16 protein-coding genes and 1 tRNA gene are annotated in these 12,307 nt (G+C 63.0%); 6 read left to right on the top strand and 11 right to left on the bottom strand.

Annotated features, from left to right (window positions below):
• Positions 1-12: 12 nt before the first annotated feature.
• Positions 13-393: a lysozyme inhibitor LprI family protein gene (locus tag E4487_RS18005; protein ID WP_175254008.1), complete on the top strand. Its 381-nt coding sequence runs from the start codon at positions 13-15 to the stop codon at positions 391-393.
• Here E4487_RS18005 and E4487_RS18000 read toward each other — a convergent pair.
• Genes E4487_RS18000 through E4487_RS17985 form a run of 4 tightly spaced genes read right to left on the bottom strand, consistent with a single transcriptional unit; the run spans position 390 to position 3,242 of the window.
• Complete coding sequence (locus tag E4487_RS18000) at positions 390-1,583, bottom strand: winged helix-turn-helix domain-containing protein (RefSeq protein ID WP_150609730.1); 1,194 nt, start codon at positions 1,581-1,583, stop codon at positions 390-392. The genes E4487_RS18005 and E4487_RS18000 overlap by 4 nt on opposite strands.
• 14 nt (positions 1,584-1,597) lie before the next feature.
• Positions 1,598-2,044 (bottom strand): DUF3291 domain-containing protein, encoded by a 447-nt coding sequence (locus E4487_RS17995; protein WP_150609732.1) that lies wholly within the window; start codon positions 2,042-2,044, stop codon positions 1,598-1,600.
• Between the two features lie 17 nt (positions 2,045-2,061).
• On the bottom strand, positions 2,062-2,994 hold the full coding sequence (locus E4487_RS17990; protein ID WP_037047588.1) for a DMT family transporter: 933 nt from the start codon (positions 2,992-2,994) through the stop codon (positions 2,062-2,064).
• 23 nt (positions 2,995-3,017) lie between these two features.
• Positions 3,018-3,242, bottom strand: a complete 225-nt coding sequence (locus E4487_RS17985) for a DUF1127 domain-containing protein (RefSeq protein WP_037047589.1) — start codon at positions 3,240-3,242, stop codon at positions 3,018-3,020.
• A 97-nt stretch (positions 3,243-3,339) separates the two neighbouring features.
• Between E4487_RS17985 and E4487_RS17980 the strand changes: the two genes are divergently transcribed.
• Positions 3,340-4,194, top strand: a complete 855-nt coding sequence (locus E4487_RS17980) for a LysR family transcriptional regulator (RefSeq protein WP_037047591.1) — start codon at positions 3,340-3,342, stop codon at positions 4,192-4,194.
• On the opposite strand, the gene E4487_RS17975 is transcribed toward E4487_RS17980, so the two are convergent.
• Positions 4,189-4,953: a sulfite exporter TauE/SafE family protein gene (locus tag E4487_RS17975; protein ID WP_037047593.1), complete on the bottom strand. Its 765-nt coding sequence runs from the start codon at positions 4,951-4,953 to the stop codon at positions 4,189-4,191. The two genes, E4487_RS17980 and E4487_RS17975, sit on opposite strands and share 6 nt — an antisense overlap.
• A gap of 101 nt (positions 4,954-5,054) precedes the next feature.
• Here E4487_RS17975 and E4487_RS17970 point away from each other — a divergent pair, with 101 nt between their 5' ends.
• Entirely contained in the window at positions 5,055-6,017 is a 963-nt protein-coding gene (locus E4487_RS17970; protein WP_150609734.1) for a LysR family transcriptional regulator, read from the top strand.
• A gap of 72 nt (positions 6,018-6,089) precedes the next feature.
• Here the strand turns inward: E4487_RS17970 and efp are convergent, their stop codons facing one another.
• From efp to E4487_RS17945, 5 genes are all read right to left on the bottom strand, one after another.
• On the bottom strand, positions 6,090-6,665 hold the full coding sequence (efp, locus tag E4487_RS17965) for an elongation factor P (protein WP_037047597.1): 576 nt from the start codon (positions 6,663-6,665) through the stop codon (positions 6,090-6,092).
• Positions 6,666-6,699: 34 nt separating this feature from the next.
• Entirely contained in the window at positions 6,700-7,842 is a 1,143-nt protein-coding gene (gene earP, locus E4487_RS17960; protein ID WP_175254007.1) for an elongation factor P maturation arginine rhamnosyltransferase EarP, read from the bottom strand.
• Positions 7,843-7,946: 104 nt separating this feature from the next.
• On the bottom strand, positions 7,947-8,153 hold the full coding sequence (locus E4487_RS17955) for a hypothetical protein (protein ID WP_037047610.1): 207 nt from the start codon (positions 8,151-8,153) through the stop codon (positions 7,947-7,949).
• Between the two features lie 252 nt (positions 8,154-8,405).
• Positions 8,406-8,495 (bottom strand) — tRNA-Ser (locus E4487_RS17950).
• Between the two features lie 92 nt (positions 8,496-8,587).
• Positions 8,588-8,806: a hypothetical protein gene (locus tag E4487_RS17945; RefSeq protein WP_037047623.1), complete on the bottom strand. Its 219-nt coding sequence runs from the start codon at positions 8,804-8,806 to the stop codon at positions 8,588-8,590.
• A gap of 185 nt (positions 8,807-8,991) precedes the next feature.
• Here E4487_RS17945 and E4487_RS17940 point away from each other — a divergent pair, with 185 nt between their 5' ends.
• The gene (locus E4487_RS17940) at positions 8,992-9,681 is read left to right on the top strand and encodes a crotonase/enoyl-CoA hydratase family protein (protein ID WP_037047625.1); all 690 of its coding nucleotides are present in this window, start codon (positions 8,992-8,994) and stop codon (positions 9,679-9,681) included.
• An 87-nt stretch (positions 9,682-9,768) separates the two neighbouring features.
• On the opposite strand, the gene E4487_RS17935 is transcribed toward E4487_RS17940, so the two are convergent.
• Entirely contained in the window at positions 9,769-10,161 is a 393-nt protein-coding gene (locus E4487_RS17935) for a hypothetical protein (RefSeq protein ID WP_037047628.1), read from the bottom strand.
• Between the two features lie 152 nt (positions 10,162-10,313).
• Here E4487_RS17935 and E4487_RS17930 point away from each other — a divergent pair, with 152 nt between their 5' ends.
• Together E4487_RS17930 and E4487_RS17925 are read left to right on the top strand one after the other, a co-directional pair.
• Positions 10,314-10,628 carry a hypothetical protein gene (locus E4487_RS17930; protein WP_037047631.1) on the top strand — a complete coding sequence of 105 codons (315 nt, stop codon included), beginning with the start codon at positions 10,314-10,316 and terminating at the stop codon, positions 10,626-10,628.
• Between the two features lie 314 nt (positions 10,629-10,942).
• Complete coding sequence (locus E4487_RS17925; protein WP_037047634.1) at positions 10,943-12,304, top strand: CmpA/NrtA family ABC transporter substrate-binding protein; 1,362 nt, start codon at positions 10,943-10,945, stop codon at positions 12,302-12,304.
• The last annotated feature ends 3 nt before the right edge of the window (positions 12,305-12,307 follow it).

Genomic DNA, 12,307 nt, shown 5'->3' with positions numbered 1-12,307 from the left:
AGGAAGGCAATCATGTCGATGCTGAGATACCTGGTGATGGCGCTGTTGCCGCTCACCGCCTGGGCCGACTACGACGCGCAGTATCAGACCTGCCTGAATGCCAACGGCGCGATCAACAATTCCATCGTCGCCGGTTGCGCCGAGGGCGTATCCGCCGTGGCGAAGCGCGACATGAACCGCATCTACCAGCAGCTGTTCCTCAAGCTGCAGGCCAATGACCCGCAGAGCGCCGAGCAACTGGAAACGGCGCAAAAAGCCTGGCTGATCTACCGCAACGGTCAGTGCGACCTGCAAGGCAAGCACATCGGCTCACCGATGTACTACACCTGCCCCATGGAACTGAACATCCAGCGCGTCAGCGAACTGCAATTCCTCCTGGAACACGCCGGCTAGCCAAGCAGCCCCTGCTGCCTGACCCCGGGCGCCAGCCACACATCGGCAAGCCCCAGCCACTGCGCCAGCCCGTGCAGCGCATCGCTCAGCGCCTGTCGCGCCTCCTCGCTCAGCACCGCCTCTTCGAGGTGCACGGCATGCACCGCCAGACGCCCCGCCGCGCGCTCGCTGCGCAGATCCACCCGCGCCAGCAGACGCTCGTGATGCAGGAACGGCAGCACGTAGTAGCCATACACCCGCCTGGCCTGTGGCGTGTAGATTTCCAGGCGATAGCGAAAACCGAACAATCGCTCGGTCCGCTCGCGCGCCCAGATCAGCGAGTCGAAGGGTGACAGCAATGCACTGTGACGTACGCGTCGCGGAATGCGCGGCTCGCCGCGGCAATAGCCCGGCTGCTGCCAGCCCTGCACCGCCACCGGCAGCAACGCGCCCTCTTCCACCAGCTCGGCGACTCGGCGCTTGCTGTCGCCCGCGTCCAGTCGGTAGTAGTCGCGCAGATCCTTTTCGCTGGCCACCCCGAGGGCATCGGCGGAGCGCAACAGCAGACGACGCTGCGCTTCATCCTCATCCAGCTCGGCCTGATCGAGCAGCTCGCCGGGGATCACCCGCTCCGGCAGATCGTACAGGCGCTCGAAGCCACGACGCCCGGCCACTGTCACCTCACCCGCAGCGAACAGCCACTCCAGTGCGGTCTTCTCCGCGCTCCAGTCCCACCAGGGCCCGGCCTTCTCGCTGCGTGTGCTGAGACTGCCAGCGCCCAGTGCGCCGCGTTCGCGCACCGCCTGCAGCACCGAGTCGATCACGTCGCGCCGCTCGACCCCGAACTTCGCCAGCTGGCCATAGATGCCCTGGCCGTCCGCGGCGCGGCGCATGCGCCAGCGCAGCAGTGGATAGAGCTCCAGAGGCAGCAGCGACGCTTCGTGCCCCCAGTACTCGAACAGACGCCGACGCCGTGCGCGCCCCCAGGCCAGCTCATCGAGGTGCTCAGCCTGGTAGTGGCCAAGGCGGGAAAACGCCGGCAGGTAATGCGAGCGCACAACGGCGTTGACCGAATCGATCTGCAACACACCCAGGCGCTCGATCTGCGCCTGCAGTTGCCGATGAGCGATGGCGCCACGTGGCACACGACCGAAGCCCTGGGCAGACAGGGCCAGGCGACGTGCCTCGGCGAGAGAGAGTGAGAGAGTCATGACGCGCCAGCCTATCAGGCCGGCGCCGCGAACGCATGGCGGAAGGTGAAGGCATGCGCCGTCGCGCCATGCTCGCGCAGGTGCGCAAGGCGCTCGGCCGCTTCCACCACGTCTGGACGATGCCCCGACGGCACCCACCACAGTACCTGGTGGGCCTGCTCGATGCGCCCGAACCATTCACGTCGGCGCTTGAGCATCTCGGTATGCGCGGATTTGTACACGTAGTCGCTGAGCGACTGAACGTCCTGCCAGACCGACATGTTGACCAGTACCTCATCCCCGAACGGCCTGATCGCCGTGGCATCCCCCGCCTCGTCCTGCAGTCGCCAGACGAAGCCCGGCGCCGCCTCGGCCAGTGTGTTGATCCGCTCCAGGTTGGCGACGAAGTCCGCCATCTCCGCCGACTCCAGGGACGCCTTCATAGCCGCGATGTTGAGCTGAGCCAAATGATGAATGGACACGAACTGCCTCCAGACCGCTACTGGCCGCGCAGGCCGGCAAGGCGTCGCTTCAGCCAGCGCTCGCTGCTGACCAGCATGATCCCCGCCAGCACCAGCGCGGCGCCGATGATGAAGTTGAGGGTGAGCGGTTCATCCAGAACCAGCACACCGAACGTCACGCCAAACAATGGCGTCATGAACGAGAACACCGCCATGTTCGAGGCCAGATAACGACGCAACAGCCAGAACCAGGCCAGATAGGTGAAGAACGACACCACCACGCCCTGCAGCAGAACGCTGCCGATGGCCAGCGGCGTCCAGCGCACCTGCCCGAGATCGACCATCGCCAGGGCATAGCCGAGCAGCAGAACGAAGGCCACCGTCAACTGATAGAACAGGGTGAGCCCCGCCGGCGCCTCGGACAGGCGCGAACCGCGCACGACCACGGTAGTCGCGCCCCAGGCCATGCCTGCGCAGAGCCCGAGTGCATCGCCAAGCAGAATGTCGGCGTCTATCTCGCTCCACTCGCCGCCCACGCCAAAGGCCATCACCACGCCGCCGAAGCACAACGCGATGCCCAGCCACTGCAAGCGGCGCAGGCGCTCGCTGGGCAGCATCAGGTGCAGCCCCAGCGCCGAGAAAATCGGCGCGGTATAGAGAAACACCGCCATGTGCGAGGCTGAGGTGTAACGCAGCCCCAGGGCGATGAAGAAGAACTCCAGGGCGAACAGCACGCCAGCCAGCATCCCTGCCAGCCAGGTACTTCCCAGCCAGCCCCGCCAACCGCGCTGCCAGAGCAACAGAATGCCAACCAACACGGCAGCGATGCCCGAGCGCAATGCCACCTGCAACATCGGCGCGATGTCCTCGGCCGCCAGCTTGATGGCGACCTGCTGGCTGCCCCATATGGCGCACAGCAGCAACATTAGTTGAAACAGGAAAAAGTCCGCACCCTTGCGTACAGCGGTCATTCAGTCACTCCAATGATCACGACTCACTTTCTCAGCGGGTCATCCCAGAACGGCCGCTCGGCCTCCTGCAACGCATCGGCCCGGGATAGACCGAGGTCCTTCAGCGCCGCTCCATCCAGACGCGCCAGTTGCTGACGCTCTCGAGCCAGTTGACGCCAGCGCCGCAGTACACGCCACATTTCTGCCAGCGATGGCAGACGGTCGAAGTGGATAGCCTGAGCCAACGCATAACCTTTTTGACCTTTCATCTCGATGCCCTCCCTGTGGGGTTGGCATCAGTGTCGAGCCAGGATTAAGATCAATCCAACGAATGTTTCTTATGGAATCCATCTCGAGGATTGATGAATGGCCTTCCACCCCAGTATCGATACCGAATTGCTGCGCAGTTTCGTCGCCATTGCCGACACCGGCGGCTTCACACGCGCCGCCGAAACGGTCAATCGCACGCAATCGGCAGTGAGCATGCAGATGAAGCGGCTGGAGGAAGACGTGGTGCAGCGCGCGCTGTTCGAGCGCGATGGCCGCCAGGTCCGCCTGACCCCCGAGGGCCAGGTGTTGCTCGGCTATGCGCGCCGTATCCTGAAGCTGCACGGTGAAGTTCTCAATACCTTGCGTGAGCCGCACATGGTCGGCTCCGTGCGTATCGGTACGCCGGATGACTACGTCATGCGTTTTCTACCGGAGATTCTTTCGCGCTTCGCCCAGGCCTATCCGCTGGTGCAGGTCGAGGTTCACTGTGAACCCTCGGGTCAGCTGCTGCTGCGCCAGGACCTCGACCTGACCATCGTCACTCGTCAGCCGGGCAAGGAAATTGGCCAACTGCTGCGCCAGGAGCGCTTTGCCTGGGCCGTCGCTCAGGGCTTCTGCCCGCACGAGCAGAACCCCATGCCCCTGGCGATGTTCAATGCTGACTGCTTCTGCCGGGAGTGGGCCTGCAACGCGCTCGATGCCATGGCGCGTCCCTACCGCATCGCCTACACCAGCCCCAGCCTGTCGGCGCTGTTCGCCGTCGTGCGCGCGGGCCTGGCCGTCACCGCACAGCTGCAGAGCCTGATCACCCCGGACCTGCGCATCCTCGGTGAAGCCGAGGGCCTGCCACTGCTGCCGCTGACCAGCATCGTGCTGCTGCGCAACGAGAGCAGCCAGTCCCCCGTCACCGAGTGCCTGGCCGACCACATCGTCGAGGGGTTTCGCCTATAGCCCGCTGGCTTCGAGGCCCAGCATCAGTGCGCAGATCAGCAGGAACACGCAGAACAGGCTGCGCAGCAGACGCTCCGGCAGCGAGTGGGCCAGACGCACGCCCCAACTGATGCTGAGCAGACCGCCAACCGCCAGGGGGACACCCATCCACCAGTTGACGTGCTCATGCAGCGCGTACGTCAGCAGCGTGACCCCGGTACTGGGCAGCGCCAGGGACAGGGACAGCCCCTGCGCCACCACCTGCGTGGTGCCGAACACACTGGTCAAGACCGGCGTGGCGACTACTGCGCCGCCCACACCAAACAGACCGCCCATGGCACCGGACACACCGCCGAGCACCCCGAACCAGCCCCAGGGATGACGTAGCTCGCTGCTGCTCGGCGCCTGCGCCATCATCATGCGTACCAGGTTGTAGGCGGCCAGGGCGAGCAGGAAACCGATGAAGGCCCAGCGCATGGTGCGCGAATCCAGCTCCACGGCGTACAGCGAAGCGAGCCAGGCGCACACCAGGCTGGTAATGCCGAGCAGCAAGGCATGACGCAAATCGATGCGGTTGCGCTGGTTGTAGCGCCAGATCGCCAGCATCACGTTGGGCACCACCATGACCAGAGCAGTACCCTGAGCCAGCTGCTGATCCAGACCGAACAGCACGCCCAGCACCGGAATGGCGATCAGGCCGCCGCCGATACCGAACAGCCCACCCACGGTTCCCAGAGCAGCGCCCAGGACAAGATTCAATAACAGATCGATCAGGCTCATGACACCTCCATGCCAGGGCGCATCTTAGAGAGGCGCAGCTAGTATGGAAACGCACAAGAATGCAAAATGGCTTTGCCATATACGCATAAGCAGAGCGCCACATGAATCCCGATGCCCTGACCGACCAGCTGGAGCTCTTTCTCGATGTCCTGGAAACCGGCAGTTTCTCCGCTGCGGCCAGACGCCACCCGCTGACCCCCTCGGCGGTCGCCCGGCGAATCGATGCACTGGAACGCGCCCTGGGCAGCAGCCTGTTCAGCCGCAGCACCCACGCGGTGCGCGTCACCCCGGCCGGCCTGGCGTTCGCCGAACGAGCCAGGCGCATCCTTGCCGAGCTGCACCTGGCCCGCGCCGAGGCGGTGTCGCTGAGCAGCGCCCCGGAAGGGCTGATTCGCATCGACGCGCCCACTCCCTTTGGCCGGCGCCACCTGGCGCCTGCGATCGCCGACTTCCTGCGGGCCAATCCCGGGCTGGACGTACAACTGCGCCTGATCGACAGCTTCATCGACCTGCAGGGCGAGCACCTGGGTGAAGTGGATATCGTGGTGCGCATCGGACCACTGCCCGACAGCCGCCTGGTGGCCACGCCACTGGCTTCGATGACACGTATCGTCTGCGCCAGCCCGGACTACCTGCGCCGCCGCGGAATCCCACGCAGCCCGCTGGAGCTGGAGCAGCACGACGGTCTCGACTGGGACAGCCTGGCACCGCCCTATGCATGGCGCTTCGAGGTCGACGGCAAGCTGCAGCAATGCAAGCCCAAGCGCCTGCGGCAGACCAGCAACAATGCCGAGACCCTGCTGTTCAGTGCCCTCGCCGGCCTAGGGGTGGCGCACCTGCCGACCTGGATGAGCAGCGAGCACCTGCAGCGTGGCGAACTGATTCCCCTGTTCTGCGAGAACGGCTTGCCTGCGGTGGAGCCGGTCAGCATCTACGCCCTGCGCCTGGAGCGCGAGGCCAGCCCACGCACACGTCTGCTGCTGAGCTTCCTCAAGCAGCGCTTCGGCTTTCCGCCCCCCTGGGATCAGGCCCTGCAGGCCAGCCTGGCAGCGCCGCAGCAATGACCTGTTGCTCAGGCGAACGCAAACCATAAAAAAACCCGGCGCGAAGGCCGGGTTTTCTGGTGACGCTCAAGCTCAGGCTTGCGGCGCCTGGGTGCGGCCCTTGTAGGAACCGTCACGGGTATCGATCTCGATCCAGTCGTCGATATCGACGAACTCGGCAACCTTGATCTCGGTACCGTTGCGCAGCTTGGCAGGCTTCATCACCTTGCCGGAGGTGTCACCACGGGCGGCGTTCTCGGTGTAGACAACCTGACGCACGATGGTGGTCGGCAGGTCGACGGAGATCACCTTGCCTTCGAAGAACACAGCTTCGCAGACATCGTTCATGCCTTCTTCGATGAACGGCAGAACGCTTTCCAGGTCTTCGGCACGCAGTTCGTAGGAGTTGTACTCCGGATCCATGAACACGTAGTCCTCACCGCTGATGTAGGACAGGTTCACTTCCTTGCGCTCGAGAATCACCGGCTCCATCTTGTCGTCGGCTTTGTAGACGGTCTCGGTCTTGGAGCCGTTGAGCAGATTCTTCAGCTTCATCTTGACGATGGCGCTGTTACGGCCGGACTTGGTGAACTCGGCCTTCTGGATCAGCCACGGCTGGCCATCGATCAGGGCCACGCTGTTGACTCTCATTTCTTGTGCAGTTTTCATGCGGATATCCGAAATATGCGGGAGGTACAGAAATCTAGGCCGCGTATGATAGCCAATTTCGGTAAAACTGTTCCAGCGCCGTGGCAAGATCCGCTTGAGCAGCCTGTCGGGCGCACCAGCGCTCGGCATGCTCCGACAGCTCCGGCCAGCACTCGAGCGCCTCCGACCAGGCGTCATTCACCCCCCGCCCAGCATTCCATGCCCGCCAGAGTTCGGCTTGCGCAGCCGCGGCCCGAGGGCTCAGATCGACGCAGTACAGCGCCAGGAAAGCCTCCAGCTTGTCCCAGTGCGCGCCTTCCTCTTGCAGGTAGATATGCCAGAGCAGAGGCCGACCGGCCCACTGCGCACGCACGAACGAGTCCTCGCCGCGCACGGCATTGAAGTCGCAGCACCACAACAGACGATCGTAATCGTCCTGCGCCACGAAAGGCAGTACCTGCACATGCAGGCGACCGCAGCGGCGCTGGTCGCCTGGTATCAACTCCGTTTCACCGAGCCAATGCTGCAGATCCACGAGCACCTTGCCCTGTGGTACCAGCAACTGGGTCGCGCGTGAGTCGCCCGCCATGGCGTCGAGCCAGTTGGCCAGCCCGGCATTTTCATAGGCGAACAGGGAGACCAGCCGAGCGCCCGGATCACGCGCTACCCCAAGGCCCTCAAGAAATGCCTGCTGAGCCATTGGATCGGCCTGAAACGCCCGCCTACGAGCCAACAGATCCGTCTCGCGCAGCAGCCCACCGGTGCCCTGCGTGAATCCCGGGAAGAAGAAAAACTTCTGCAGGCCACCCGCCTGTGGCGACGGCAAGGCATGACAACCGGCAACCCAGTCCTCGGCACTGAGGTACTCCAGGTTCAACCAGAGTCGCTTCACGGCGTCGCCACTCATGGCCGCTATATAAGTCGTTGGCAACTGGCAGGCGAATGCCTCGATCACCACATCCGCCGGCTCCACAGCGGGAAAAGGTTGCGACCAGCGCCGCACCTCGACGCCTGCATGGTACTGACAGTCAGCATCGGCGCTGGCGCCTGGACACAAGCGCACGAAGGCAGGCAACTCGTCGACCCACAGGCGCACGGCATGCCCCTGCTCGGCCACCAGTTGCCGGGCCAGCCGCCAGGTCACACCGATGTCACCGTAGTTATCCACCACGCTGCAGAAAATGTCCCACCTGGCCACGCCGCGCCCCTCGAAAAATGATCGCCATTGTACCTGCCGGACAAGAAAATGCCCGCCAGAGGCGGGCCAAGGGGGCGCTGGAGCGAGCGCGGGGTAAAGCGGTGTCAGGCCAGAAGCGAGTCGCCCTCAGGGCGAGCAATGTTGCTCAGCATCCAGACAGCCTGGCAGGCAAGCGCAGCGTCTCGCGACGCAAAGGGACCGGCCTTGGGCTGACCGTCAACCATCAACAGCCAGCACGCCATGAGACCATCGGAACGAAGCTCGGCAGGTACGGCGCTGCCAACCAGGGAAACCACATCGATACGGGGCATGATGACCTCCAACTCAACGCTATCTGTGTTGGAGCCAACAGTAGGCCGATGCTCTGGCGAGCGGAAATCAGTGCTCTCGATAGTGACCATGGCTATTGCCAATGGCACTTGGCACGGGCTGATAGAGGGAAGCTAATTCGCGAAGGAAGATAGCCGCGCGCGGCCTGGCGACGGGATCACGCAAAAATCTGAAAGCAGAAAACAGAAAGCAAAAGCCCCTGAGAGACTGCTCTCTCAGGGGCTTTGCGAAAGTGGCGGTGAAGAAGAGATTCGAACTCTTGATACGGTTTCCCGTATACACACTTTCCAGGCGTGCTCCTTCAACCACTCGGACACTTCACCGGATCTCGACGTTTTGGCGTGCAGCCCGTCGAGGTGCGCTAATGTAGTCGAATGTTTTACGAATGGCAAATTTTTTTAAAGGATTCATGCGCTTAAGAGCGCAAGCGGTTTTCCTCGGGCTCGCCGGAGGGTGTTTCGTCGAAACGGATGTGGCCAAACAGCAGAAAACCGAGGGATAGGAACAGCCCAATGCCGAACAGCATCAGGACGCCGGACGGGCTGCGCAGATAGAGGCTGTCGCTGAGCACGACGGCTGCCAGCAGCAAGCCGAGCACGGCAATCAGATAGAGGGTGGAGTAAAGGCTGTTCATGGGCGCTCCTCGGATATGCGGCCTACCTTAAATGTCAGCCTCCATGCACGACCAATTGCCATTCGGCATCGCCGCGATAGGCAGAAACACTGACCAGCCGGTCAGTCACAGCGCTTTACCAGAGCGGTTCGGCTGAGTACCTTCTGCCCACATTCAGCCCCGCGGCGCCAACAAGGAAAACTGCCATGAGCGACCTGATCAGCTATCAACTCGAAGATGGCATCGCCACCCTGACCCTGAGCAATGGCAAGGTGAACGCCATCTCCCCTGACGTGATCGCTGCCTTCAATGCCGCACTCGACCGTGCGGAACAGGATCGCGCCATCGTCATCATCACAGGCCAGCCAGGCATCCTCTCCGGCGGCTACGACCTGAAGGTGATGACCTCCGGCCCGCAGAACGCCGTCAACCTGGTGGCGGCAGGTTCCACGCTGGCGCGGCGCATGCTCGCTCACCCCTACCCGATCATCGTCGCCTGCCCAGGCCACGCTGTGGCCAAAGGCGCGTTCATCCTACTGTCTGCCGATTACCGCATCGGTGTCGAGGGCCCGTTCAACATTGGCCTGAACGAAGTGCAGATCGGCATGACCATGCACCATGTCGGCATCGAACTGGCACGTGATCGCCTGCGCAAGTCGGCATTCCACCGCTCGGTGATCAATGGCGAAATGTTCGACCCGGCAGGTGCAGTCGATGCCGGCTTCCTGGACAAGGTCGTGCCCGGCGAGCAGCTGCTGGCTACCGCTCAGGCCGCAGCCCAGCAGATGAAGAAGATCAACATGACCGCGCACAAGAACACCAAGCTGAAGGTGCGCAAGGCCTTGCTGGAAACGCTCGATGCCGCCATCGAGATGGACAAGCAACACCTGATGTAGTCCCCACGAAGGACTCATGCTGCAAAAGAAAACGCCGCGACTTCTATAGTCGCGGCGTTTTTTTGTGCCCTGATCGAGGCGCCCTGCTCAGCTGGAGTAATCCAGTGCGGTCCAGGCGCGGCTCAAACCCTGCGCCAGCACGCAGTCAGGATTGCTCAACTGCTCGTTGAACGCTGCGGGCAGCAAGGTCGTATCGCCTTCCGCCATGCCGTGCCGCTCGGTCAACCACTGCAGCTTGCCGCAGTTGGGCGTTTCGATGACATAACTGGCCGCGATATTGGAGTGGGGGCTCGGCAGACGGACCACATCCAGCACCCTGCCCGCCTCTTCGACCCGGCGGCCATTGGACACCAGCACCGCCCAGGCCTGCTCGCCCTCTATGACCAGGTAAGCGCCATTGGCCTGGGGCCGTTCGACCTGAGGTTGGGCGCATCCGCTTAGCAGGACCAATAGCACAATCGTCATCAGCATCTGTTGCATTGCCAATACCCCTTGCAAGGTGCTCGCTTCGCAGAGTGAGCAGGTTGTCGTCGCCGGAATGAGGCCACTATCACCCAACACTGTTTATTTGTACAGTATTTTTCGATTACCCTATTGGGCAGGTAAACGATCGACTGCACAGGAGCGCCACCATGCTGGACGTACTACAGCTGAAACACCGAGTGAACCGCATGCCGCTGGAACGCGTACGCGACATGGTCGATGAGCTGTTGCTCGAAGGCATCGTCACGGAGAACCGCACGCCCTTCAATCGTCAGCACTTCAATACCTGCTTCGCCGAAATCGAGGCCCTGCTGCAGCGTGCCGGCTACCACCGTCAGCTCGATGTGGTCGGTTACCAGGGCCTTGCCTATGCGCTCTTCGACCCCGCCCGCTGGGAGGCCGTCGAGGTGCTGCACTGGTTGCGTGACTTCGTCGAGTTGAAACAACAGCAGTCCTGTCACTGAGGCGCGCGCCACGCTCCGAAATCGGCCAGCGATCATCCTGCTGCACAGTCTTTGGGCAGTCCGCAGCAGGATCGAGCACCCTGACGGAGCCGCCACTGAAGAGCCAGGTCCTTGAAAGATATGGATATATCCGTATCCGGGGGCAGCCACGACGAAAGCTGGCAAAGGCCTTGCTAAGGAAACCCTGACCACGCTCCAGATCGCCAACGGCGGCGATTCGGGCACACCGACAAAGACGTCAAAGACTCCTCGTTGCCATCGGCAGCAGGTTGTCTGCGACGTCTTTTTTCGTTTCTGTCAGTCGAGGAAATGCCATGCTCCATCGCCTATCGCCCCGCCGCCTGTCTTCGCTGGGTCTTGCCCTGAGTCTGCTGAGCGCGCCGTTGCTGCACGCCGCCGAACCGGAGAAAGCCGAACTGAAACTGGGGTTCATCAAGCTCACCGACATGGCGCCGCTGGCCATTGCCTATGAAAAGGGCTACTTCGAGGACGAAGGGCTGTATGTCACGCTCGAGGCGCAGGCCAACTGGAAGGTGTTGCTGGACCGGGTGATCGACGGTGAACTGGACGGCGCGCACATGCTCTCCGGCCAGCCACTGGGGGCCACCATCGGCTTCGGCACCAAGGCGGATGTGGTCACGGCCTTCACCATGGACCTCAATGGCAATGCCATCACGGTTTCCAACGAGGTCTGGCAGGCGATGAAGCCACAGGTGCCAATGGCCGATGGCAAGCCCGTGCACCCGATCAAGGCCGACGCGCTCAAGCCGGTGATCGAGCAGTACGCTGCCGCCGGCAAGCCCTTCAACCTGGGCATGGTGTTCCCGGTGTCGACACACAATTACGAGTTGCGCTACTGGCTCGCGGCTGGCGGTATCAACCCCGGTTACTACGCCCCGAACAAGGGCGACATCAGCGGCCAGATCGATGCCCAGGCGCTGCTCTCGGTGACGCCACCGCCGCAGATGCCGGCGACACTCGAAGCCGGCACCATCAGCGGTTACAGCGTCGGCGAGCCCTGGAACCAGGCAGCCGTGTTCAAGGGTATCGGCGTGCCGGTGGTGGCCGACTACGCGATTCGCAGGAACATGTCGGAGAAGGTCTTCGGCGTCTCGCGCAGCTGGGCGCAAGCCAATCCGGAGACTCACAAGCGCCTGATCAAGGCGCTGATCCGCGCCGGCAAATGGCTGGATGCGGACGACAACGCCAATCGCGCCGAGGCGGTGGAGATTCTCTCGCGTCCGGAGTACGTCGGCGCCGATGCCAAGGTCATCGCCAATTCGATGACCGGCACCTTCGAGTTCGAGAAAGGCGACAAGCGCGAGGTTCCGGACTTCAACGTGTTCTTCCGCTACCACGCCACCTACCCCTACTACTCCGACGCCATCTGGTACCTGACGCAGATGCGCCGCTGGGGGCAGATTGCCGACGCCAAGCCGGACGACTGGTACGTGCAAACGGCCAAGCGCGTGTTCCTCCCGGAGATCTATCGCCAGGCCGCTGCCGAGCTGGTCGCCGAAGGCCACGCGCAGGCCAGCGATTTCCCGCCGGCCGATGAGGATGGCTTTCGTGAACCGCTGGCCGACACCATCGACGGCGTGGTCTACGACGGCCATCAGCCCAACGCCTACCTGCAGCAGTTCAGCATCGGCCTGAAAGGCGACCGCACGCTCTAAGCC

The organism is Pseudomonas sp. BMW13 (assembly GCF_013357275.1).
GTDB classification, from domain to species: Bacteria; Pseudomonadota; Gammaproteobacteria; order Pseudomonadales; family Pseudomonadaceae; genus Aquipseudomonas; species Aquipseudomonas khazarica.
This window is presented reverse-complemented; position numbering and strand designations above follow the sequence as displayed.